General features: G+C 74.9%; 23 protein-coding genes and 1 tRNA gene. 15 read left to right on the forward strand and 9 right to left on the reverse strand.

The genetic code is table 11. The annotated features are described in order from the left end of the window. Positions 1-51: 51 nt before the first annotated feature. On the reverse strand, positions 52-717 hold the full coding sequence (locus GA0074704_RS06680; RefSeq protein ID WP_088969683.1) for a 5-formyltetrahydrofolate cyclo-ligase: 666 nt from the start codon (positions 715-717) through the stop codon (positions 52-54). An 81-nt stretch (positions 718-798) separates the two neighbouring features. On the opposite strand from GA0074704_RS06680, the gene GA0074704_RS06685 reads away from it, so the two are divergent. The 6 genes from GA0074704_RS06685 (at position 799) to GA0074704_RS06710 (ending at position 7159) form a co-directional block, all read left to right on the forward strand. Further along, positions 799-3030: a GGDEF domain-containing protein gene (locus GA0074704_RS06685; RefSeq protein ID WP_172880460.1), complete on the forward strand. Its 2232-nt coding sequence runs from the start codon at positions 799-801 to the stop codon at positions 3028-3030. A 9-nt stretch (positions 3031-3039) separates the two neighbouring features. Continuing rightward, positions 3040-3993, forward strand: coding sequence for a UTP--glucose-1-phosphate uridylyltransferase (locus GA0074704_RS06690; protein ID WP_088969685.1), 954 nt, complete (start codon positions 3040-3042; stop codon positions 3991-3993). Further along, the gene (locus GA0074704_RS06695; RefSeq protein ID WP_088969686.1) at positions 3990-5303 is read left to right on the forward strand and encodes a molybdopterin molybdotransferase MoeA; all 1314 of its coding nucleotides are present in this window, start codon (positions 3990-3992) and stop codon (positions 5301-5303) included. The genes GA0074704_RS06690 and GA0074704_RS06695 overlap by 4 nt, the downstream gene beginning before the upstream one ends. Further along, on the forward strand, positions 5300-5944 hold the full coding sequence (locus GA0074704_RS06700) for a GNAT family N-acetyltransferase (RefSeq protein ID WP_088969687.1): 645 nt from the start codon (positions 5300-5302) through the stop codon (positions 5942-5944). The genes GA0074704_RS06695 and GA0074704_RS06700 overlap by 4 nt, the downstream gene beginning before the upstream one ends. 179 nt (positions 5945-6123) lie before the next feature. Next, a complete protein-coding gene (gene sepX, locus GA0074704_RS06705; RefSeq protein WP_172880463.1) occupies positions 6124-6918 on the forward strand; it encodes a divisome protein SepX/GlpR in 795 nt (264 codons plus the stop codon). A 167-nt stretch (positions 6919-7085) separates the two neighbouring features. Further along, positions 7086-7159: transfer RNA gene (locus GA0074704_RS06710), tRNA-Ala, on the forward strand. Between the two features lie 78 nt (positions 7160-7237). Here the strand turns inward: GA0074704_RS06710 and GA0074704_RS06715 are convergent. Both GA0074704_RS06715 and GA0074704_RS06720 read right to left on the reverse strand, forming a co-directional pair. Then, positions 7238-7765, reverse strand: a complete 528-nt coding sequence (locus GA0074704_RS06715; protein WP_088969689.1) for an SRPBCC family protein — start codon at positions 7763-7765, stop codon at positions 7238-7240. A 38-nt stretch (positions 7766-7803) separates the two neighbouring features. Then, positions 7804-8739 (reverse strand): 2-dehydropantoate 2-reductase, encoded by a 936-nt coding sequence (locus GA0074704_RS06720; protein ID WP_231926775.1) that lies wholly within the window; start codon positions 8737-8739, stop codon positions 7804-7806. A gap of 334 nt (positions 8740-9073) precedes the next feature. Between GA0074704_RS06720 and GA0074704_RS06725 the strand changes: the two genes are divergently transcribed. The 5 genes from GA0074704_RS06725 (at position 9074) to GA0074704_RS06745 (ending at position 12942) form a co-directional block, all read left to right on the forward strand. Next, positions 9074-9643, forward strand: coding sequence for a hypothetical protein (locus GA0074704_RS06725; protein WP_157743616.1), 570 nt, complete (start codon positions 9074-9076; stop codon positions 9641-9643). Positions 9644-9697: 54 nt separating this feature from the next. Beyond that, the gene (locus GA0074704_RS06730) at positions 9698-10591 is read left to right on the forward strand and encodes a phosphotransferase (protein WP_088969691.1); all 894 of its coding nucleotides are present in this window, start codon (positions 9698-9700) and stop codon (positions 10589-10591) included. 52 nt (positions 10592-10643) lie between these two features. Continuing rightward, positions 10644-11744: a sensor histidine kinase gene (locus tag GA0074704_RS06735; protein ID WP_088969692.1), complete on the forward strand. Its 1101-nt coding sequence runs from the start codon at positions 10644-10646 to the stop codon at positions 11742-11744. Beyond that, positions 11741-12403 (forward strand): response regulator, encoded by a 663-nt coding sequence (locus GA0074704_RS06740; RefSeq protein WP_088969693.1) that lies wholly within the window; start codon positions 11741-11743, stop codon positions 12401-12403. Before GA0074704_RS06735 ends, GA0074704_RS06740 begins: the two co-directional genes overlap by 4 nt. A gap of 113 nt (positions 12404-12516) precedes the next feature. Beyond that, positions 12517-12942 carry a hypothetical protein gene (locus GA0074704_RS06745; RefSeq protein ID WP_088973501.1) on the forward strand — a complete coding sequence of 142 codons (426 nt, stop codon included), beginning with the start codon at positions 12517-12519 and terminating at the stop codon, positions 12940-12942. Positions 12943-12978: 36 nt separating this feature from the next. On the opposite strand, the gene GA0074704_RS06750 is transcribed toward GA0074704_RS06745, so the two are convergent. Continuing rightward, on the reverse strand, positions 12979-13425 hold the full coding sequence (locus GA0074704_RS06750; RefSeq protein ID WP_157743617.1) for a hypothetical protein: 447 nt from the start codon (positions 13423-13425) through the stop codon (positions 12979-12981). Positions 13426-13545: 120 nt separating this feature from the next. On the opposite strand from GA0074704_RS06750, the gene GA0074704_RS06755 reads away from it, so the two are divergent. After that, the gene (locus GA0074704_RS06755) at positions 13546-14130 is read left to right on the forward strand and encodes a hypothetical protein (protein WP_088969695.1); all 585 of its coding nucleotides are present in this window, start codon (positions 13546-13548) and stop codon (positions 14128-14130) included. Positions 14131-14137: 7 nt separating this feature from the next. Here GA0074704_RS06755 and GA0074704_RS06760 read toward each other — a convergent pair whose 3' ends face one another. Next, entirely contained in the window at positions 14138-14794 is a 657-nt protein-coding gene (locus tag GA0074704_RS06760; protein WP_088969696.1) for a 4'-phosphopantetheinyl transferase family protein, read from the reverse strand. A gap of 177 nt (positions 14795-14971) precedes the next feature. Between GA0074704_RS06760 and GA0074704_RS06765 the strand changes: the two genes are divergently transcribed. Then, on the forward strand, positions 14972-15241 hold the full coding sequence (locus GA0074704_RS06765) for a hypothetical protein (protein WP_088969697.1): 270 nt from the start codon (positions 14972-14974) through the stop codon (positions 15239-15241). 58 nt (positions 15242-15299) lie between these two features. Here GA0074704_RS06765 and GA0074704_RS06770 read toward each other — a convergent pair whose 3' ends face one another. The 3 genes from GA0074704_RS06770 to GA0074704_RS06780 form a co-directional block, all read right to left on the reverse strand. Continuing rightward, a complete protein-coding gene (locus GA0074704_RS06770) occupies positions 15300-16064 on the reverse strand; it encodes a peptidase (RefSeq protein ID WP_088969698.1) in 765 nt (254 codons plus the stop codon). Between the two features lies 1 nt (position 16065). After that, positions 16066-17346, reverse strand: a complete 1281-nt coding sequence (locus GA0074704_RS06775) for a VWA domain-containing protein (protein WP_088969699.1) — start codon at positions 17344-17346, stop codon at positions 16066-16068. Between the two features lie 222 nt (positions 17347-17568). Beyond that, complete coding sequence (locus GA0074704_RS06780) at positions 17569-19179, reverse strand: dolichyl-phosphate-mannose--protein mannosyltransferase (RefSeq protein ID WP_231926886.1); 1611 nt, start codon at positions 19177-19179, stop codon at positions 17569-17571. 149 nt (positions 19180-19328) lie between these two features. Between GA0074704_RS06780 and rsmI the strand changes: the two genes are divergently transcribed. Next, positions 19329-20168: a 16S rRNA (cytidine(1402)-2'-O)-methyltransferase gene (gene rsmI, locus GA0074704_RS06785; RefSeq protein ID WP_377471293.1), complete on the forward strand. Its 840-nt coding sequence runs from the start codon at positions 19329-19331 to the stop codon at positions 20166-20168. A gap of 10 nt (positions 20169-20178) precedes the next feature. On the opposite strand, the gene GA0074704_RS06790 is transcribed toward rsmI, so the two are convergent. Then, complete coding sequence (locus GA0074704_RS06790; protein WP_377471183.1) at positions 20179-21084, reverse strand: hypothetical protein; 906 nt, start codon at positions 21082-21084, stop codon at positions 20179-20181. A 139-nt stretch (positions 21085-21223) separates the two neighbouring features. On the opposite strand from GA0074704_RS06790, the gene metG reads away from it, so the two are divergent. Next, positions 21224-23026: a methionine--tRNA ligase gene (gene metG, locus GA0074704_RS06795; protein WP_088969702.1), complete on the forward strand. Its 1803-nt coding sequence runs from the start codon at positions 21224-21226 to the stop codon at positions 23024-23026. Positions 23027-23028 lie beyond the last annotated feature (2 nt).

A 23028-nucleotide genomic window follows, 5' to 3' on the forward strand; every position in this document is an offset into this window, starting at 1 on the left:
GGATCTGGATCGGCCGGTTGGCACTCGCAGTATTCGAGTGCCAATGGTGCGTCATGGGACCCGGGTTCGTCCAGCGGAAGTGCCGGGATCGACACCGGGAGCCGCGCCAAGGGTACGGAGCCCACCCGAGGGCGTGATCACCGCGCGGACCGGACGGTCGTGCGGCTCGCCGGGCAGCCCCTCGACCAGCTCGCCGTCGTGCAGCAGGGCCACGGTCAGCGTCGCCGCCGGCACCCGGGCCAGCGCCCGGTCGTACGAGCCACCGCCGCGGCCCAGCCGGACGCCGCGGGCGTCCACCGCCAGCGCCGGCACCACCACCAGCGCGGCGGTGGCGACCGCCCCGGTGCCGAGCCGTGGCCCGGCCGGCTCCCGCAGGCCGCGTCCCGCCGCCACCAGCGAGCCGGGGTCGGTGCACCGCGCCCAGTCCAGGTCGAGGTCGTCGCGGAGCACCGGGAGCAGCAGTTCGCCACCGGCCGGCAGCGCCGCCAGCAGCGCCGCCGGCAGGTCCGGGCCGCCCGGCTCGGTGCCCACCGGCACGTACGCCGTGATCCGGGTCGGGCGTAGCCGGCGTACCAGGTCGGCGAGCTCGGCCTGGACGCGCCCGGCGGCGGCGCTCCGGTCGGTCGGCGTCAGGCGCCGACGGCGGGCGAGCAGCTCCACCCGGGTCCGGCGCTTCGCCTCGTGGGTCGGTTCCGCTCCATCAGAAAAATCCGGCACGCAACACTCCTGACGCAACGCTCGTCCAGCGGTCGCTCTGTGTCAGCATCGCAGGGTCGGGCGGAACTTCCGGGGGGAAGCGTGACGCTACGCGGGCGACTGACCGCCGCCTTCCTCGCGGTGGTGCTCGGCCCGGTGCTGCTCGGCGCCTTCTTCGTCGGCTCGACGATCACCGCCCTGGACCGCAGTCGCGCCACCGAACGGCTCGGCCTGGCCGCGGCCGCCGCCCGTACCTCCGTCGACGCCCTCTGCCAGCAGCTGCGCGCCGCCGCCGACGCGGTCGCCCTGCACCCCGACGCGGCGAGTCGGGCCGCCGCCGCCGGGCAGGCGGTCGGCCGGGGGCTCGCCGCCGCCGTGATGATCACCGACGTGACCGGCGCGACGACGTACGCCACCCCGGGCGCCCCGCCCACCCCGTGGCGGGACTGCACGGCGGGCCGGTCGGCGGTCGGGCCGGTCCGGGCGCTCACCGCCCGGGTCGACCTGCGCGACCCCGCCGGTACGGCGCTCGGCACGGTCGCCGCCGCGCAGGCGGTCGACCCGGCGTTCGTGGCCCGGCTCGCCGGTGTCACGGGCGCCGCGGTCACCCTGCTCGACGGCGACCCGGCCCGGATGGCACAGACCACCGAGGCGACGGCGGTACGCGAGGCGGTGCTCGCCGCCGCCCGCCGCGCCGACGGGGAGACGGTGACGCAGACCGGGGACGGCCGGTACGTCCGCCGGATCGGACCGGCCGACGGCCAGCCGCTGCCGCTGGTGCTCTCCGTCCCCGGCGAGCGTCCCCCCGGCCTGTACGCCGCGCTGGCCGGCGCGGTGCTGATCGCCGCGCTGCTGGCCGTGCTGGCGGCCGGGCGGCTGGCCCGGGTGACCACCCGGCCGCTGGTGGAGCTGGCCGGGGCGGTGGACCGGGTCGCCCGGGGCGACCTGACCGCGCGGGTGCCGGTGCGCAGCCGGGACGAGATCGGCCGGCTGGCCGGGGCGTTCAACCGGATGGCCCGGGAGACCGGCACCTACGTGACGGCGCTGACCAGCAGCCGGGACCAGCTGCGCGGCCACCTGGCGGTGCTCGGCGACACCCTGGCCAGCACGCACGACCTCCAGCGGATCCTGCGGGTGATCCTGCACAGCGCCATCGCGGCCACCGGGGCCCGGGCCGGGGCGGTGCTGCTGCTCGACGGTGAGGGAGTGCTGGTCGGGCAGTGCGCCGAAGGGCTGGCCGGGCGGTGCCGGGACGTCGAGCCGGCTTCGTTGCGGGTGCCGGTGGGCGCCGGGGTGGTGGGTGCGGTCGCCGCGACCGGGGTGGCGCAGCGGGGCCGGGTGGAGCCGTCGGCGGGGTCGACGGGGGAGCCGCGCTGCGAGACGTACATCGCGGTGCCGTTCGCCACCCCCGGCGTGGCCGACCCGACCGGCCGCGGTGGCGCGGACCCGGTGGGCCGGCACGGCGCGGACGCCACCGGGGCCGGCGGCGCCCTCGGGGTGCTCGCCCTCTACGACCGGGTCGGCGCGGACGAGTTCGACGACGACGACCTGGTCACCCTGCGGACCTTCGCCGGGCACGCCGCGGTGGCGGTGGAGAACGTCCGGGTGCACGAGGAGGCGCAGCGGTTGTCGCTGACCGACCCGCTGACCGGGTTGTGGAACTACCGCTACCTGCGGGAGTCGATCCGGCGGGAGGTGGAGCGGGCCAGCCGGTTCGGCCGGATGCTCAGCGTCCTGGCGCTGGACCTGGACCGGTTCAAGGACGTCAACGACACCTGGGGGCACGCGGCCGGGGACACCGTGCTGGCCGAGTTCGCCCGCCGGGTCCGCGGCGAGATCCGCGAGGTCGACCTGGCCTTCCGGCAGGGCGGCGAGGAGTTCGTGCTGCTGCTGCCGGAGACCGACGCGCGGGGGGCCACGATCGTCGCGGAACGCCTCGGCGCGGTGGTCCGGGACAGCCCGATCCCGGTCGACGGGCACGGTGGCGCGCCCGTCCCGGTGCCGGTCACCGTCTCCATCGGGATCGCCGTCTACCCGGACCACGCCACCAACGGGCAGCGGGTCCTCGACGCCGCCGACGACGCGCTCTACGCGGCGAAGGCGGCCGGCCGGGACACCTGGCGGCTGGCCGAGCCGGGGGCCCGGCCGGCCACCGACGAGATCACCGTGCCGGCGGCGGCGAGCAGCCCAGCCGACGGCCTGCCCCGCGCCGGTACGCCCGATCCGGCGGCGGCCCGCCCCGACGCCGCGCGGGCCGGTCCGGGCGGCGCCGCCCCGGCTCCGGGCGGCGCGTCTTCCGGTCCTCACCCGCCGCGGCAGAGCCGTGGCCGATAGTCTCGCGACATGTCGGAGCACTCAGTGAACCCCTCAGCGACCGCCGCAGCCGGTCGTCCACGCGCGGTCAAGGCCGTGATCCCGGCCGCCGGCCTGGCCACCCGCTTCCTGCCGGCCACCAAGGCGGTGCCCAAGGAGTTGCTCCCGGTGGTCGACCGCCCGGTGCTCCAGTACATCGTCGAGGAGGCCACCCAGGCCGGGATCAGCGACGTGCTGCTGATCACCGGGCGGGGCAAGACGTCGATGGTGGACCACTTCGACCGCCGCCCCGACCTGGAGGAGCGGCTGGCGAAGAAGCCCGAGCTGCTGGCCGCGGTGAAGCGGACCGAGGAGCTGGCCGCGATCTACACCTGCCGGCAGCCCGAGCAGCTCGGCCTGGGCCACGCCGTCGGGTACGCCGAGTCGCACGTCGGCGACGCGCCCTTCGCGGTGCTGCTCGGCGACGAGTTCGTCAAGCCCTCCGAGCCGCTGCTGCCGGCCATGCTGGAGCTGCAGGCCCGCACCGGCGGCGTCGTGCTCGCCTTCTTCGAGGTCGACCCGGCGGAGACGTCCCGCTACGGCATCGCCTCGGTCGAGTCGACCGGCACCGAGTTCGAGGGCCTGGCCGAGGTGGTCAAGGTGACCGGCCTGGTGGAGAAGCCGTCCCCGGAGGAGGCCCCCAGCAACCTGGCCGTCCTCGGCCGGTACGTCCTCCCGGGCCGGATCTTCGACGCGATCCGGCGTACCGAGCCGGGCAGCGGCGGGGAGATCCAGCTGACCGACGCGATGGAGATCCTGCGCAACGAGGGCGTGCCGGTGCACGCGATCGTCTACCGGGGCACCCGCTACGACACCGGCATGCCGCTGGGCTACCTCCAGACGGTGGTGCAGATCGCCGCCGAGCGGGACGACCTCGGGCCTGAGTTCCGCAAGTGGCTGGCCGAGTTCGTCAACTCCGACGCGTCGGGCGGGCCTAGTACATGACCGCGACGGCCGACGCCGAGGCGGCCGCGAACGAGTTGACGCCGCTCGCCGACTACCTGGGCAGCGTGCTGCGCAGGTTACGCGCGCTGCCTCCGCTCGACCTCGACCTCACCCAGGCGTACGGCAACGTCCTCGCCGAGGACGTCGTCGCGCCGCACCCGTTCCCCGCGTTCGACCAGGCGGCGGTGGACGGGTACGCGGCCCGCTGGGAGGACATCTCCGGAGGGAGCCGGGGCTCGGGTTACGTCCCGGCCCCCTCCGGCGCGCCCGGTGGGCGCAGCATCCGGCTGAACGTGGTCGGCGACCTGGGCGCGGCGAGCTGGCGGCCGGTCCGGCTCACCCCGGGCTCGTGCTTCTCGGTGGCCGCCGGGGCGCCGCTGCCGATCGCCGCGGACGTGGTGGTCCCGGTGGAGTGGACCGACCAGGGCATGGCCGCGGTGGAGATCTTCCGCGCCCCCAAACGGGGGTACGGGGTGCGCCGGGCCGGTGAGGAGTTGCCCGCCGGCACCCTGCTCGCCCGCGCCGGCACGTACGTGTCGCCGGCGCTGGTCGCCGTGCTCGCCGCCACCGGCATCGGGCACGTGGTGGTCCGGCCCAGTCCCCGGGTGGTGATCGTGGCCACCGGCGACGAACTGGTCGAGGTGGGCCGGGGCAGCCAGCCGGGCCAGGTGGTGGACGCCAACTCGCACGCGCTGACCGCCGCCGCCGCCGAGGTCGGCGCGCTCGCGTACCGGGTGGGGATCTGCGACGACGACCCGGAAGGGCTGCGTGGCCTGCTGGAGGACCAGACCCTGCGGGCCGACCTGATCATCACCACCGGCGGCACCGGCACCGGGCCGGGCGACATGGTCCGCCGGATCCTGTCCCGCCGCGAGGGCACCCGGGCCGGGCCGGTGACCTTCACCGAGGTCGCCCTCTATCCCGGTACGGCCCTGGGCTTCGGCACGGTCGGCGCCGAGGAGGTGCCGGTGGTCTGCCTGCCCGGTGAGCCGGGCGCCGCGCTGATCGGCTTCGAGGTGCTGGCCCGGCCGGCGATCAACCTGCTGGCCGGCGCCGAGCCGGTGTTCCGTCCGAGCGTGCGGGCGCACCTGCTGGAGACGATCACCTCGCCGGTGGGGCTGCGCGAGTTCCGGCCCGCGCACGTGGCGGAGCGGCGCGGCGGCGGCTACACCGTGCAGCCGCTGCCCGGCGGCCCGTTCACCCTCTCCGGGCTGGCCGAGGCGAACGGTCTCATGGTGCTCGGCGAGCGGGTCACCACGGCGGCGGCGGGCTCCACGGTGGACGTCCTCCTGCTGGACCGGCGCCGGTGAGCTGGTTGCGGCGGCCGGCGGGGTGGCCGGTGGAGCTGGCCGACGGGCCGGTGCTGCTGCGGCCGTACCGGCGGTCGGACGCGGTGGCCTGGTCGGAGGTACGCCGGGCGAACCAGGCCTGGTTGTCCCCCTGGGAGTCGCATCTGCCGGGTGGTTGGGACGAGATGAACTCCCCGGCCGCGTTCCGTTGGGTCCACAAGGACCAGCGGCGGTCGGCGCGTACCGGTGAGGGGATGCCGTTCGCGGTCTGCCTGCGCGAGGGCGGCCGGGAGCGGCTGGTCGGGCACCTGAACGTGGGCAGCATCGTGCGCCGCGCGTTCTGCTCCGGCTACGTGGGCTACTGGGTGGACTCCCGGGTGGCCGGTCAGGGCGTGATCCCCACCGCGATGGCGCTCGCCGTCGACCACGCCTTCGGGCCGGGCGGCCTGCACCGGATCGAGGTGAACATCCGGCCGGAGAACCGACCGTCCCGGCGGGTGGTGGAGAAGCTGGGCTTCCGCGAGGAGTCGTACCACGTGCGGTACATGCACATCGACGGCGCCTGGCGTGACCACATCGGATACGCGATGACCAGCGAAGAAGTCGCCGCGGAGGGTGGCCTGCTGGCCCGTTGGCACCGGGTGCGCAACCTCGCGGGGTGAAGCGGCCCACCCTGGCGTTCCCGGCGCGGCGCGCTGTCATCCGCGTCGGCGGCCCGTAACCTCAAGTGACTGCAAGCTGTGGCAAGCGCTGCCGCGCCGCACGATCTGCGCCGTAAACGACGGTCAGCGGAAGAAGTTGCGGCCGAGCGGCGCTCGCCCCGAATTCGGTGACGGGAGGGGTGAGGGTGCCGACCTCGGTGCTCCTCGCCGTCCTCGCCGCCGCCGGCCTGCTCGCCCTCGCTCCGGCGCTGGTCCGTCGGTACGACGCCACCGAGCGGCTGGTGGCGGAGCGGGCGCAGTCGACGGCGCGGGTGCTCCAGCGTCGCCGGCGGCGTCGCACTGTCCCCGGCCGGCGACCGGTCAACCCCTCACGCGCCCTGGTTGTCACCCTCAGTGAGGATGTGACTACCGGTGGTCTTTCCGCGCCGGTCTCCGCGCCTCCCGCGCCCCGCCGGCCGAGCCGGCTGCGCGCCGTCCCGCCGGCCGACCGTCGGTCCCGTCGACGGAACCAGCCGCCGCGCCGGCCGCACACGCCCGCCGTCTACCGCCGGCGCCGGGTGCTGGCCGCCCTGCTGCTGCTCAACTTCGTCGAGCTGATCGGCGTGGTCGCGGTCAGTCCCGGATTCTGGATCGGCTTCTCGGTCACCGTGGCCCTGCTCGGCGTCTACGTCGTCCACCTGCGCGGCCGGGCCCTCGCCGAGCGCCGTCGTCGCCGGGCCCAGGCCCGGGAGGCCGCCTGGCTGGCCGCCCGGCAGGCCGAGGTCCGCCGCGAGCAGGCCCGCCGTGCCGCCGCCCGCCGGGAGGCGCAGCGCCGGCTGGCCGCCCAGCGGGAGGCGGTCCGGCGTACGGCGATGGGGCTGGACCGGCCCACGGACCTGCCGGCGGCGGCGAACGGCGGCTCGGTGTCCTACCGGCGGGCCGGCGGGCTGCGCGGGCGGCCCTACTCGTCCGGCCGTGGCACCCACTCCGCCTGACGCCTCATCCGCCGTCCGCGACGCCCGACCCTGCCGCACGTGGCGTGGCCGAGACCCCGGGACTGCCCGACTTGCCGCGGGTGGGGCGGGGTGATTCGCACCGGGGGCGCGCGGTCTGTTAGCCTTGTCGCCGGCCCGCCTGGTGCAGCCAGGTGGGACCAAAACCGGGGGTTGTGGCGCAGTCCGGTAGCGCACCTCGTTCGCATCGAGGGGGTCAGGGGTTCGAATCCCCTCAACTCCACCCGAGGTCAAAGGCCGTCTCCGCTCAGCGGAGACGGCCTTTCCCATGTCCCACCGGCAGCAGAACCGCCGGCCCTGGTCACCCCAGTTCGGCGAGGCGTTTGATCCCGTCCAGGGTGTCCTGGATGCCGGAGCGCAGTTCGGCGAGCCGGTGCCGGACGATCGCCTCCTCGCGCTCCGGCGAGCGGTCGATCGCCAGGCTGAGGCCCGACCGGCCCGGACCGATCCGTACGCCGTGGCGGAGCCGGGTGCCGCCGGCGTCCGGGGTCAGGTCGAACCGCCAGGTGGCCGCCGGGTTCGCCGGGTCGGGCGGGCCACCACCGAACCGGCCGTCCGCGTCCACCACCGCCCAGGCCAGGGCGCTCGGGACAGTCAGCTCGACGACGTACGAGATGGTTCGCCACTCGCCCAGGAAGGGGTGGTGGTTGTGTCCCTCGAAGCGGGTGCCCTGAGTCAGCGGGACGGTGTCGTCCAGCGGTCGTACGCGTCGCAGTTCCGGACTGAACCGGGCGGGCAGTTGGATGTCACACACCAGGTCCCACACCCGGTCCCGGTCCGCCTCGATGTGGACCTCGCACTCGGCGGTGGGGTGGTCCGCGTAGCGCACGTCGTTCTCCTTTTCGGTAGGGGCGGCAGGAGCCGCCGTCAGCCCCGCCCCGGCCCGAGGAGCCGCCGGGCGGAGAGTTGCTCGTAGAACATGTCGTGCGCGGGCGTGGGGACCCCGGTGGCGGCGCCCGACCGGACGACCGCCCCGGTCCACGCCTCCAACTCGGACGGTCGGCCCGCCAGGATGTCCCGTTGCAACGAGGAACGGCCCTGCTCCGGCTGCTGGTCGACGAAGTCCAGCGTGGTCCCCACGATGTCGTCCGGGAGCGCGACGCCGCGGGCCCGGGCCACGGCGTGGATCTCCCGCATCAGCGTGGTGAGCAGCTCGCGGGTGTCGGGCCGGGAGCGCAGCTCGCCGATGGTGGCGTCGGTCGCCGCGCCCAGCGTGCCGAACGGCACCACGAACAGGAACTTCGACCACAGCTCGACCCAGATGTCGGGCGGCACGTCCACCGGCACCCCCGCCCGGTCGAGGGCGCGGCGGATGCGCTCCACCCGTGGGCTGCGCCGGTTGTCCCACTCGCCGTACGTCAGCAGGCCCGGCCCGCCGACGTGCCGCACGTGGCCGGGAGCCTCGACGTTCGCGAAGACCTTCGCGGTGCCGGGCAGCACCGCCTCCCGGCCGAACCGCTCCGCCACCCGCTCCGGCGTGTCGATGCCGTTCTGCGTGGTCAGGATCGCCGTCCCGGAGCCGACCAGGGGGTCGAGCCGGTCGACGAGCGCGTCCAGCTGCCAGGTCTTCACCGCGAGGAGCACGAGATCCGCCACCCCGAGGTCGCCCGGGTCGTCGGAGGCCGGCACCGGCGGGAGTACGACGTCGCCGGCCGGGCCGTGCACCGTGAGGCCCTGCCCGCGCAGCGCCTCCAGGTGCGCGCCGCGGGCCAGGAAGCCGACCTCGTGGCCGGCCGCGGCCAACCTGCCACCGAAGTATCCGCCGATGCCTCCGGCGCCCACCACCGTCACCCGCAGAGCCATGCCCTGACCCTAGGCAGCGGGCCCCGACCCTGCGGTCCGGCGGACCTGGGTGGTTCGTCACAGTCACGGACCGGTCGATCAGGCCTCCTCACGGCGCTGCTGCGGCACCACCTTCGGCTCGTCCGAGGTTGCGGGCCGGCCCGCCGGAGTGTCACCGGGAGCACGCAAAGCCGCCGCGAGGCCGCCTCCCGGACCTGGACACGACCCTGTTCCGATCAAGGCGGAACTGCGCCACACTGGGTCTGGAACCGCCCTGACCAGCAGATACGTCGGCCGGTGACCCCGCGCAGCGTCGCGCCTTCACGCACCAGTCCAGTGATCCAGGTGGTGGCAGATGCCAACTCTCCGCGCGGTCCTCCCGACATCCGGCCGGCACGACCTCAACCGGAAACTGATGCTGCTGGTCGCCGGGATCTTCGGCGGTGGTGTCCTGCTGCTCGCCGGGTACGCCTGGCAGCAGCGCTCCGCCACGGTCTTCGCGGTCGGCGCGCTGGTGGCGCTCGCGGCCAGCGCGGTGGGCGTACTGGCGGGGTTCCTGTTCGGACTGCCCCGCTACGTCCCGGCCGCCGGGGCGGCCACGGTCGTCGAGCTGCGCGCCGGGACGTACACCCCGGGCAACAACCTGGAGCAGGTGGCCGACTGGCTCACCAAGCTGCTGCTCGGCGCGGGCCTGACCCAGCTCGGCCGGTTCGGCGGGTGGTTCGGCGCGTTCACCACGGCGCTGGGGGCCGCGCTGGTCGGGCCGGACGGGTCGGATCCGGCCCGGGCCCGGGTGCTCGCCGGCAGCGTGATCGTGCTCTATCCGGCGCTGGGGTTCCTCTTCGGCTACGTGCTGACCACGCTGTGGTACCTGCGCAACCTTGCCGAGGGCGAGGAGGAGACCCCGGAACAGGCCGTCCGGTAGGGCCGGCGGACGAAACCGTTTGCGGGAAGCCGGACCGCCACGCAGGGTGGCCGGATGGCGATGCACGCGGACCAGCTCGACCTGACCGCCGAGACGGTCCGGCGGCTCGTCGACGACCAGTTCCCGCAGTGGCGGCACCTGCCGCTGCACCAGGTCGACTCCGACGGAACGGTCAACGCGATCTTCCGGATCGGCGACGAACTGGCCGCGCGCTTTCCGCTGCGGGCCGAGGACCCGACCGAGGTACGCGCCTGGCTGGTGGCGGAGGCCGACGCTGCCGCCGAACTGGCCGCGTGCAGCCCGGTGCCGGCACCGTCGCCGGTCGCGCTCGGCGAACCGGGGTACGGCTATCCACTGTCGTGGGCCGTGCAGACCTGGGTGCCCGGGCGGGTGGCCAGCGTCGAGGATCCGGGTGGGTCGCTCGCCTTCGCCCGCGACCTCGCCGCCCTCATCCGTACGCTGCGGACGGTCGACACCCGCGGACGCCGGTTCTCCGGCGGCGGCCGGGGTGGCGAGCTGCCCGCCCACGACGACTGGCTGGCGCTCTGCTTCGACCGCAGCGAGGGGCTGGTCGACGTCCCCCGGCTGCGCCGGCTCTGGGCGGAACTGCGGACGCTGCCGTCGGCCGGCCCGGACGTGATGTCGCACAAGGACCTGATCCCCGGCAACGTGCTGGTCGGCGACGGCCGGCTGGTCGGCGTCCTCGACGGCGGCGGGTTCGGCCCGGCGGACCCGGGTCTGGACCTCGTGGGCGCCTGGCACCTGCTCGACCGGCCCGCCCGCGACGAGTTCGCCCGGACCCTCGGCTGCGGTGACGTCGAGTGGGGCCGGGGGATGGCCTGGGCGTTGCAGCAGGCGATGGGGCTGGTCTGGTACTACGCCGAGACCAACGTCGCGATGAGCCGGCTCGGGCGGCGGACCGTCGACCGGCTGCTCGCCGCGAACTGACCGGCGGCGAGGAGGGTCGACCGGCGGGACGCGGCGGTGAGACAGTGGTGCCGTGACGCGGGCGTTGAACGCACTGGCGGTCGGGGCGTTCCTGACCCTCGTGGTCGACGTGCTGACCTCCGGTCGCCCCGCCACCTCCCTGCTGGTCGCGCTCGCCTTCCTGCTGCTGGCCACGTTCGGTTTCGAGCCGGTGTCGCGCCGGCCGCGCACCGGCTGGGCGTACGGATACGTGCTGACGGGGCTGCTGCTCGGCTACGCGACCTTCGCCGCGACCGGGGCCTCCGTCGGCGGGACGCTCTTCTTCGCCGTGCTGGTCGCGCAGGGCGTGCTGGTGCTGCCGGTGCCGGCGGTCGTGGTGCTGGTGGCGGTCGTGCCGCTGGCGCACGCCGGGATGTCCGTGCCGGCCGGGCTGCGGGAGGGCTTCGGCCTGCTGGTGGCCGTGCTGTTCACGGCCGTCATCACCAAGCTGCTCGTCCGCGAGCAGGAGGCGCGCCGCGAGCTGGCCGCGGCACACCGGCGGCTGCGCGAGTACGCGGTGCAGGTGGAGCGGCTGGCCACCGTGGAGGAACGCAACCGGGTGGCACGCGACATCCACGACGGTCTCGGCCATGCCCTGACCGTCGTGCAGATGCAGGTCAAGGCGGCCCGCGCGGTGCTGGCCGCCGATCCGGGCCGCGCCGACGCGGTGCTCATCAAGGCACAGGACCAGGCGGAGGAGGCCCTGCGCGAGGTACGCCGGTCGGTCGGCACGCTGCGGGAGCCGGTCACCCCGGTGCCGCTGCCCGAGGCGTTGCGCGCTCTCGCCGACGAGACCTCCGCCGCGGGCGTACCCACCGCGTTGGAGGTGGTCGGTGCGGTACGCCCGCTGCCCGAGCAGGCCCGGGAGTCGCTCTTCCGCGCCGCCCAGGAAGGGCTGACCAACGTACGTCGGCACGCCCGGGCGACGCGGGTGGAGCTCACGGTGGACTACTCGCGGCCCACCGGCGTCCGCCTGGAGGTGCGGGACGACGGCCCCGGTGCCGGCCCCGGGCCGACGTCCTCCGGTTTCGGGCTGCTCGGCATCGAGGAACGGGCCGCGCACCTGGGCGGCCGGATGACCTTCGACTCGGAGCCCGGCCGAGGGTCGAGGTTGCGGGTGGAGGTCCCCGGATGAGTCGTCCACCGGTGCGGGTGCTGCTGGTCGACGACCAGGCGCTCTTTCGCGAGGCGCTGGCCACCCTGCTGAGCGTGCGCGACGACGTCGAGGTGGTGGGGGAGGCGGCGAACGGCGCCGAGGCGCTGGACCGCGCCGCCGGCCTCACGCCCGACGTGGTGCTCATGGACCTGCGGATGCCGGTGCTGGACGGCGTCGCGGCCACCCGCCGGCTCCGGGCCGAGCAGCCTGAGATCCGGGTGATCGCGCTCACCACGTTCGACGACGACGAGGACGTCTTCGCGGCGCTGCGGGCCGGCGCGCTCGGCTACCTGCTCAAGGACGTCTCGTCGGCGCGGCTGGTGGAGGCGATCCTGGCCGCGGCCCGGAACGAGTCGGTCCTGCAACCGTCGGTGGCGGCCAAGGTGGTGGCGCGGTTCGCCCGGCTTCCGGTGGACGATCCGGGCAGTCGACCCCAGCCGCTGGTGGTGCCGCTCTCGGATCGGGAACTGGACGTCGTGCGGCTGCTCGCCGAGGGCCACAGCAACCGGGAGATCGCCGACGCGCTGTTCCTGGCCGAGGGCACCGTCAAGAACCACGTCACCAGCGTCCTGGGCAAGCTGGGCGCCCGCGACCGCACCCAGGCGGCGCTGCGGGCCCGCGCACTCGGCCTGCTCTGAGCGCCGGGTCATGCCCGGTCGTGACCGGTGACCATGACCTCCGGCACCTGGCCCGGCCGGCGATCGGCGGCACGATCGGACACACAGCCGCCGACGTCCTCCGGGAGCCAGCCATGACGACCACCATCCACGACGCCCCGACCGACCGGCCCCGCACCTCCCGCCGTCGCGGGCACCTCCGCTTCGCCGGCCACTACCTCGAGATGCTGGTCGCCATGCTGGTCGGGATGGTCGCCCTGGGCCCGCTCTGGTCCTGGGCGACGCCCGGCCTGGCCGACCGGGCCGACGCCCATGCAATGATCATGGCTGCCGACATGACGATCGGAATGGGCCTCTGGATGAGGATCCGACGGCACTCGTGGCGGCACATCGTGGAGATGTCGGCCGCGATGGTCCTGCCCTTCGTGGCGCTGCTCCTGCCGTACTGGCTCGGCGCCATCTCCGGCGGGACGCTGATGACCGGGGGTCACCTGCTGATGCTGCCGGCCATGCTCGTCGCGATGCTGCTCCGGCGGGGCGACTACTACCACCACCACTGAGGCTCGGACTGCTCCCGACGGCGTGGTGAGTTCCGCTCAGGACACGGTTCTGGCCGCCGAGAGCCACCAGGAGCCGTCGATGACGATCCGTCCGGTGTCGAAGAGGTCGCGCTCGAAGGCGACCGGATCGACGGGGGCGGGCGGGTCGGCCATCGTCGCCACCACCTCGTCGGGCAGCCGGACGTCGTGCTCCTCGACGTAGTGCGCCAGCCCCTCCGGCCAGACGAAGTGCCGGCCGTCGGTCAGCTCACCGGAGCCGTTCGGCCCGCCGCAGATCCGACACCGGGCGACCCCGGCGGTGGCCAGGCAGGTCGTCCCCGCCCGCAGGTACGCCACCACCCGCCGCCGGCTCTCCGGGTCGCCCGCCGGCTCCACGAACGCCGTCGGGTGCGGCCACTCCTCCTGCCCGGCGGCGGCCCAGTAGCCGATCAGCCGCAGCACCGTCTTGTCCGCGTCGTCGTGCCTGTCCGTGTCGTCGTGCACGCCGGCCATCGTCGCAGGAACCTCACCTTCGGTGACAGAGGCCGCCCGGCGCGTTGCGGGTCAGCCGTACGGCCCCGGTGGCGGCACACTGGACCGGGAGCCCACGCAGGGAGGTCGCCGGTGGCCGGGTCACAGGTGTTCTGGCTGGACGACGAGTACGACCGCGAGCACGCCCCGGACGGCCACAGCCGGTACGCCGCCGAGGTGCGCCGCCGGCGTGCCGACTTCGCCGACGCGTGGGGCGACTTCTCGCCGGTCGGCTTCGCGGTGACCGCCTGGCGGGTCGCCGCCGAGCTCGCCCCGCCGTACCTGCGCTGGCACCGCCGGATCACCTCCGCCGACCTGCTGCGCAGCCCGTGGGACGGCACCCTGACCTGCCGGGTGTCGGTGGCGTCGCCCTGGCCGGCGGAGCTGACCCACAGCCGGCAGTGGTACCGCGACCGGGGCTGGCGGGACTGGCCCCAGCTCTTCGGCCAGTACGCCCACCCGTCCGCGCAGGATCTGACCCGGGTGCCGCACCTGCGGGCGTCGCTGCTGGTGGAGGGGCCGGTGCCGTTCGCCGGGCTGCCGCCGGCGCCGCAGGGGCCCGACGACGCGCCGGAGGTGGCCGCGCGCGGGGCGCTGGCCGTGCTGGTCCGCGAGCTGAACGACCTGCTCGGCCCGGTGATCGGGCAGCTCGACGCCGGAGTGCCGGCCGGCTCCTGAGCCGGCGTCAGTGGTCGAGCAGGACGGCGGCGGTACGGACCAGGTCCCCCTCGACCACGAAGCGCCCGGTGACCACCGAGGGCGCGCGTACGGCCGCGGCGGCGGCCACCCGGGCCGGGGCGATCCGGGCGGTGAAGGTGCCCTCCGCCGGATCCAGCTCCACCGTGGCGTCGAGGAAGTCCAGCCAGCCCCGCACGATCGGGTGCCAGACCTTGTAGACGGTCTCCTTGGCGCTGAACACCACCACGGGCCAGGAGGAGCCGGCGGGGAGCCGGGTGAAGTGCTCCTCCTCCTCGGGCCGGCAGATCACCCGGCGTACCTCCGGGGTGAGTTCCTTGTGCCGCTCGGCGTCCATGCCGACCGATCGCACCTCGGCGGAGCGGGCGGCCGCCGCCGCGCAGTAGCCGCGGGTGTGGGTGATCGTGCCGACCACCCCGGGCGGCCAGACCGGGGACCGGTCGGCCGCCGACGGCACCGGGGCCGGCGGCACACCGAGGGCCGCCATCGCCCGGCGGGCGCACACCCGACCGGCGGTGAAGTCCCGTCGCCGACTGTGCACCGCCCGTTCACCGAGGCAGGCCCGCTCGGCGGGCAGCAGCTCACCGGCCCAGTCGGCCGGCCCGGCCACGGCCACGGCGACCGACGCCGGCAGCAGATCACGCATCGCGCTCTCCCTCAGCTGGGGCCCCCGCCCGGCACGGGCAGCAGAAGTGTGGTGAACGTACCGCAACGGGGTAACGCCGGAGCGTCCCCGGACGCTGTTGGGGCAGCACCGGGGATGATGCTCCACTGTCGAGGGCGGCCGACGGGGTGTCACCCCACCACGCGAAGGGAAGACGCGATGATCGCAGGCGCGGAACCACCCGGGTCGGCATCCGACGAGCACCTGCCCGTCCCACCCGGCTGGACCTGCGGCTCCTGCGGCGCCGACTGGCCCTGCCCGCCCAAGCGCGACCGGCTGCTGCACGAGTACCAGGTCGACCGCGCCTCGCTCAGCGTCTATCTCGGATCCTGCCTGGCGGCGGCGACCGAGGACCTGCGGGGCGCCCCGTCGCCCGGCCTCCAGGACCGGTTCATCGGCTGGCTTCCCCGCGGCCCGCGCGGCGGCTGAGCGGCGGCCCGCCCGCCCCGGCGTCGAGATCGGCTGCCGGGGCGGGCGGGCCGGCGGGTCAGGGCCGGCGGGGGCGGCGGGTCAGCCCGAAGCCGACCACGCCGGCCACGGCGGCGAGGATCCCACCGGCGGTGGTCCAGGCCCACCGCGAACCCAGGGCGGGCAGCCAGCCGACGCCGTCCCTCTCCTGCACCGGGGCCGGCGTGGGCTCGCCGGTCAGCACCGCACCGGCCCGGTTCTCGGCGGTCAGCGGCGCCTTCAGCTCGCCGTCGTCGGCCGTGGCCCCACCGTCGGAGTCGGCGGAGACCAGCAGGTCCACGTCGACCGGCAGGCCGAGGTCCGCCTCGGGCAGTTCCGCCACCGACAGCCGGACGTAGTAGGTGCCGGGGAGCGGGTCTGCCGACCAGGGATCGGCCCAGGAACGCACCTCGCGCAGCGTGCAGCCCAGCTCGACGCTGGTCGCCGTGGCGTCCACCAGCGGGGTCTGCGCGCCGGTCGTGCACGCCTGCCGGCGGCGCAGACCGTCGAAGACGTCCACCGACCAGACCGAGGGGCCGCCGCGTGCCTTCGGGAACGACACGGTCGCGGAGATCCGGTGCACCTGCCCCGCCGAGGCGGTGAACGACCAGTACAGGTAGTCGCCGGTCGAGGCGCCGACCTGGACCGGCTGGCCGGCGGTGATCGCGGTGGCGGTCAGGAACGACGTGCCGGCCTTGGTGACGGTGGCGGCGCCGGGCGAGGGGGTGGGCGCGGCGGCGGCCGGCAGCGCCGGGCCGGCGAGGGCGGCCAGCGCCGCCGCCGACACGATCAGAGGCGTACGCATGTCAGTTCTCCCTCCAGGTGGCGACCCACCAGCGGGTGAGCAGGCCGGCGACCAGCCCGGTGAGCAGTCCCGCCACGGTCAGCACGGCCAGCAGCAGCCAGCCCCGGCCGAGACCGGGGCCGGCCGGCGCGGGGGAGGCGTCGACCACCCCGACGGTCAGCTCGACCGGCATGCCCGGCTTGGCCTCGGTGCCGGACCGGGGTGCGAAGGAGTTGCTGACCACCAGGCAGACGACGTCCGGCTCGACCAGGGTGCCCTCGCTGGGCTCCGGCGACGGCCGACCGTCCGTGTCTGACCAGCGCAGCCCGGCGGAGATCACGTCGGTACGCCCGCTGCCGGCGTCGACGCCGCGGACCAGTTCCCGCCCGTCGCCGGTGGTGGCCCGGAGCAGGACCCCGTGGTCGGGGCGGACCGGGCGGTCCAGGGCGATGCTGACCGAGGCGCGCAGCTCCTGCCCGGGCCGGACCGGCACCCGGTACCAGCGGTGCGTGGAGAACTCCTCGCGGTCCGTGTAGACGCCGGGGGAGAGCAGCGGCGCGTCGACACAGCCGGCGGCGCCGTCGACCACGGTCGGGGTCGCCGTGTACGTGTCCTTGGCCCGGTCGACGAGCTGCTTGATCCGGCCGGTGAGCTCCTCCGCGCTCTCCGCCGCGGTGTAGGTGCCGCCGGTCGCCCCGGCGATGCAGAGCAGCTGGCGGCGTACCTTGGCGTCGGGCGCCAGGCCGAGGGTGTCGACCACCAGCCGGGTGCCCTGGGCGGCCAGTTCCCGGGCCACGTCGCAGGGGTCGGGCGGGGCACAGGTGTCCTCGCCGTCGGTGATCAGCACGATCCGGCGGGCGGTGGTGCCGGTGCCGAGGTCCTGCGCCGCGGAGCGCAGCGCCAGCCCGACCGGGGTGAAGCCGGTCGGGCGCAGGGTGGCCACGGCGGCCTTGGCCTGCGTCCGGTCCACCGGGCCGACCGGCACGATCTGCTGGGTGTCCAGGCAGCCCTGCTTCTTGTCCTTGCCCCGGTAGGTGGCGCCGAGCACCCGGATGCCGAGCTGCGTCTCCTCCGGCAGCGCGTCGACGACCTCGTTGAAGGCCTGCTGCGCCACCGAGATCCGGCTCCGGCCGTCGATGTCCCGGGCGCGCATCGAGCCGCTCACGTCGAGCACCAGCTCGACCTTCGGCGGCTCGGCGGCCGGCTCGGTGGTCTCGTCGGCCGACGCGGGCGGCGGACCGGCCAGCGCGGTCGCCACCAGCAGCCCCAACAGGACGGCTGTCGATCTTCTCTTGTTGATCACCGGGCGAGTGTAGTGAGATCCACTTCGGACGATCATCGGGGTCGCGGGGCGCCGGATTCCGTCATCCGAAATTTGACCCGAGCGCACCCGTTGTGCCAAGGGTTCGCGGTGGTTAAGCTTTCCTCGCGCGCCCCAATCGCCCGCTTCCCCCGTGGCAGGCGATCGGGGCGCGCTTCTCTGTCTGCGGCCCCCGCGTCCCGGAGGCCCGGCCGCCCGACGGGCTCAGATCCAGCGCCCGTCCAGCCACATCCGCGCCGACCACCCGTCGTACGGCAGCAGCTGCCCCACGAAGATCGGGTAGAAGTACGCGAAGCAGAGCGCCACCAGCAGCACGTACGCCCCGGCGATCACCCCACCGAACAGTCGGCGGTCGTACCCCTGCTCGGCGGAGGCGGCCGACTCGCCGGCCGGCGAGATGATCGCCCCCAGCACGTAGACCACCGACAGCACCAGGAACGGCAGGGCCGGCGCGGCGTAGAACGAGAACATCGTCCGCCCGTCCAGGGCGAACCAGAACCAGGGCAGCAGCCCGGCGGCCACGGTGAGCAGGATCGCCCCGGCCCGCCAGTCCCGCCGGGCGACGCCCAGCCAGGCCAGCCCGGCCAGGGCCGGCAGGAACGACCACCAGAGCAGCGGCGTGCCGAGCAGCAGGATCTCCGAGGCGCAGGTCGGCGCCCCGCACGAGCCCGCCCCCGACCAGTAGAACGCCACCGGGCGGCCCAGCAGCAGCCACTGCCACGGCCAGGACTGGTACTTGTGCGGGTCGTCGAGCTGCTTGTGGAAGTCGAACGCGGCCTGGTGGTACTTGAACAGGTTCCACAGGGGGTTGTCGCTCAGCCCGCTGTTCGGGTAGCGCGCCGCGTCCCGGTAGTAGCCGACGTCGGTGAGCAGCCACCCGGACCAGGTCGCCACGTAGGTGACCACCATCAGCACCCCGGCCAGCAGCAGCCAGGGCAGCTCGTCGAGCAGCGCGTCCCGCCACGGCCGGCGTACCCCGGCGGACCGGCGGACGCCGACCTCCCAGAAGATCACCAGCAGGGCGAAGGCCGGCACGAAGTAGAGCGCGCTCCACTTCACCGCGCAGGCGCAGCCCAGCAGCACCCCGGCGACCAGCCGCCACCACGGCCAGTTCCGCCAGCCGCCGGCCGGCCGGCCCGCCGGCCCGGGCGCACCCGGATCCAGCCCGGCCTCCAGCGCCCCGGCCCAGCGGCGCCGGCGGGCGTCCCGGTCGAGCACCAGGGCGCCGAACGCGGCCAGCACGAACAGCAGCAGGAAGATGTCGAGCAGCGCGGTGCGGGAGAGCACCAGGTGGAAGCCGTCCAGGGCGAGCAGCAGCCCGGCGGCGCAGCCCAGCGCGGTGGAGCGGAACATCCGCCGGCCGATCCGGACCAGCAGCAGCACCGAGAGCGTGCCCGCGACCGCGGCGGAGAACCGCCAGCCGAACTCGGGCGCGGTGGTCATCAGGTGCCCCGGCACGGAGATCTTCGTCTCCGCGTCCTGGTAGCCGAAGGCCCACTCGCCGAGCCCGATCAACCACTTGCCCAGCGGCGGATGGACCACGTACGACGGGCCGTTGTCCTTGTAGTTCCACTCGACGCCCTTGTCGATCAGGCCGTAGGCGTCCTTGGCGTAGTACGTCTCGTCGAAGATCTTGCCCTTGGGGCCGCTGAGCCCGAGCAGGCGCAGGATCGCCGCGATCGCGACGACCACCCCGGTGGCCAGCCACGAGTGCAGGTTCAGCCCCGCCTCGACGGTGGCCAGCCGGCGGCGTACCACCGTGGGGACGCCGCCACCGCCCACCGGCGGGGGTGTCGTCCCGGCCTCGGCCGTCACCCGCTGCGGACCGGTCGGCTCCGCGCTCGCGCTCTGCGCTGTCGACGCACTCGTCACCCGGCGATCGTAGGCTGCGGAGGTGCCCGGTGGCGTCCGTCGTCCCCGAACCTGGCACCGATATCGATGAAGGAGTGCCGCCAGTGGGTGCAATGTCCGAAACCGGCCGCCTGATCCTGCTCGGCGCGCCGCTCGGCAACCCCGCCGACGCCTCCGCCCGGTTCCGCGAGGTGCTCGCCACCGCCGACGTCGTGGCCGCCGAGGACACCCGCCGGCTCACCCGGCTGGCCCGGGACCTCGACGTCCAGATCCCCGGCCGGATCGTCTCCTACTTCGAGGGCAACGAGGAGCGGCGTACCCCGGAACTGGTCGACGTGTTGACCGCCGGCTACGTCGTCGCGGTGGTCACCGACGGCGGCATGCCGAGCGTCTCCGACCCCGGCTACCGGCTGGTCCGGGCCGCGCTGGACGCCGGGCTCCCGGTCACGGCGGCCCCCGGGCCGAGCGCGGTCACCACCGCCCTGGCGCTGTCCGGGCTGCCCTGCGACCGGTTCTGCTTCGAGGGGTTCCTGCCCCGCACCCCCGCCGGCCGGCGGTCCCGGCTGCGTTCGCTGGCCGCCGAGGAACGCACCCTGGTCTTCTTCGAGGCCCCGCACCGGATCACCGGCTCGCTGGCCGACCTGGCCGCCGTCTTCGGCGCCGACCGGCCCGCCGCGCTCTGCCGCGAGCTGACCAAGACCTACGAGGAGATCGTCCGCCGGCCGCTGGGCGAACTGGCCGAGTGGGCCGAGCGGGGCGAGCCGCGCGGCGAGATCACCCTGGTCGTCGCCGGGGCGCCGGCCACGCCCGCCGAGCGGCCGGACGACGACACGCTGCGCGCCGCGGTCGCCGCGCGGGAGGCCGCCGGCCTGTCCCGCCGGGACGCGATCACCGAGGTCGCCACCGGGTACGGGCTGCGCCGCCGCGACGTCTACACCGTCGTGCACGCCTGAGCCGCGACCCTCACCAGGCGGCGACCAGGAAGCCGAGGGCGATCAGCAGCGGCCCGCCGAACGCCCCGGTCACCGCCCAGCGTCGGGTACGCGGGTCGGGCAGCCGGGTGGCCCCGCTCCACCGGGCGATCCCCGCGCCGCAGGCCACCACCAGCAGCAGCCCGAGCAGCCAGCGCAGGTGCCGCCCGATGCCGGTGTCGGCGTACGCGGTGCCGCCGCCCGCCCCGGTCATCCGGGCCGGCAGCGCGGTGCCGGCGGTGGCGTGCTCCCGGGGCACGCCGCTGACCCGCACCCCGTACGCCCGGAACTGCTCGCCCTCGGCGGTGAAGATCCCCCGGCAGCGCTGGCCCAGCCCGGCGCCCGTGCAGTCGCCGATCACCACGGTGCCCCGGGTCGAGTGCCCGACCGCGAGCCAGAACGGTCCGGCGCTGACCCAGCCGAAGAACGCCGCCACCAGGCTCAACGTGACGACCACGGCCAGCCCGCGGTGCGGCTCCGGCGGCCGGGGTGGCCGCGCCGCCACCCGTCGGGAGCGGCCCTCGCGGGGGGTCCGGTCCCGGCGGGTCGCCGGCTCCTCCCGCAGCGGGGTGCCGTCCCAGTGCACCTCCTCGATCGGCGCCCAGAGGACCGGGCCGGCGTCGGGGTCCGGCCCGCGCCGGTGCCAGCGGTGCGGTTGCCGGACCGGCACCCGGCGCGGCACGGCGTCCACCGGCGCGCCGGTGGTCGGCTCGACCTCCCCCTCGGCGCGCTCGTCGCAGGCGTGCGCCGCGCCCCCGGCGCCGGGCCGGGGGTGCGGGGCGACCGCGCCGCCGTGCGGGGGCCGGGCCCGGGTACGCCGGGAGTCGCTCTCGTCCACCGCCCCGATGGGGGGCTCGTCGCGGCCCGGTACGGCTGGTCTGCCCGTCACGGCGTTCATTGGACACCGCCCGGGCGGGGCGGGCGGGCAGCTCAGCCCGCGTGTCGGCGACAAATCGGGCAGCTTTGGGGAGCGTCCCGCCACCCCGCACCCCTATTGATTCGCCGGTGCCCCTGGCGGGTCACTAGGCTTGCTGGTCATGAGTCACGTTCTCGCCGCGGTCGCCTGGCCATACGCCAACGGCCCGCGCCACATCGGCCACGTATCCGGATTCGGCGTTCCCTCCGACGTCTTCGCCCGGTACATGCGGATGGCCGGCCACGACGTGCTCATGGTCTCCGGCACCGACGAGCACGGCACCCCGATCCAGGTGCAGGCCGACGCCGAGGGGGTCACCCCCCGGGAGCTGGCCGACCGCTACAACCGGGTGATCGCCGAGGACCTGCGGGCGCTGGGCCTGTCGTACGACCTGTTCACCCGGACCACCACCCGCAACCACTACGCCGTGGTGCAGGAGCTGTTCACCGGGCTGCACCGCAACGGCTACATCGTCCCCAAGGTCACCACCGGGGCGATCTCCCCGTCCACCGGTCGGACCCTGCCCGACCGCTACATCGAGGGCACCTGCCCGATCTGCGGCTACGACAGCGCCCGCGGCGACCAGTGCGACAACTGCGGCAACCAGCTCGACCCGATCGACCTGATCAACCCCAAGTCGAAGATCAACGGCGAGACGCCGGAGTTCGTCGAGACCGAGCACTTCTTCCTGGACCTGCCCGCCCTGGCCGAGGCGCTGCGCGGCTGGCTGGACACCCGGGAGGGCTGGCGTCCCAACGTGCTGCGGTTCTCCCGCAACCTCCTCGACGACCTCCAGCCCCGGGCCATCACCCGCGACCTGGAGTGGGGGGTGCCGATCCCGCTCGACGGCTGGCGGGACCGGGGCGACAAGCGGATCTACGTCTGGTTCGACGCGGTGATCGGCTACCTGTCGGCCTCCATCGAGTGGGCCCGCCGCACCGGCGACCCGCAGGCGTGGCGCAGGTGGTGGTCCGCCGACGGCGAGGGGAAGGACTCCCCGAGCTACTACTTCATGGGCAAGGACAACATCGTCTTCCACTCGGTGATCTGGCCGGCGCTGCTCGGCGGCTACTCGGGCGAGGGGTCGCGGGACGGCGAGCCGGGCGAGCTGGGCCGGCTGAACCTGCCCACCGAGGTGGTGTCCAGCGAATACCTGACCATGGAGGGTCGCAAGTTCTCCTCGTCCCGCAAGGTCGTCATCTACGTCCGCGACTTCCTGGCCCGCTACGACGCCGACGCGCTGCGCTACTTCATCGCCGTCGCCGGGCCGGAGAGCAACGACACCGACTTCACCTGGGCGGAGTTCCTCCGCCGCAACAACGACGAGCTGGTCGCCGGCTGGGGCAACCTGGTCAACCGGTCCATCTCGATGGCGGCGAAGAACTTCGGGGCGATCCCGCCGGTCGACCCGGCCGGGCTCACCGAGGCCGACCGGGCCCTGCTGGACGTCGCGAAGGCCGGCTTCGCCACCGTCGGCGACCTGATCGCCCGGCACCGGCAGAAGCAGGCCATCGGCGAGGCGATGCGGGTGGTCGCCGAGGCCAACAGGTACCTGTCCGACCAGGCGCCCTGGAAGCTCAAGGGCGAGGACGACAAGCCGCGGATGGGCACCATCCTGCACGTCGCCCTCCAGGTGGTCAGCGACGCCAACACGCTGCTCACCCCGTTCCTGCCGCACTCCGCGCAGCAGATCCACGAGCTGCTCGGCGGCACCGGCGTGCACGCGCCGATGCCGCGTGTCGAGGAGGTCGAGGACCTCGACGGCGGGCCGGCGTACCCGGTGCTGACCGGTGACTACACGGTCGGGGCGCGCTGGGAGTCGGTGCCGATCGAGGCGGGCCGCCCGCTCGCCGCGCCGAAGCCGGTGTTCCGCAAGCTCGACCCGTCCATCGTCGACGAGGAGCTGGCCCGGCTGGCCGGCTGAGC

The organism is Micromonospora siamensis (assembly GCF_900090305.1).
Classification (GTDB): domain Bacteria; phylum Actinomycetota; class Actinomycetes; order Mycobacteriales; family Micromonosporaceae; genus Micromonospora; species Micromonospora siamensis.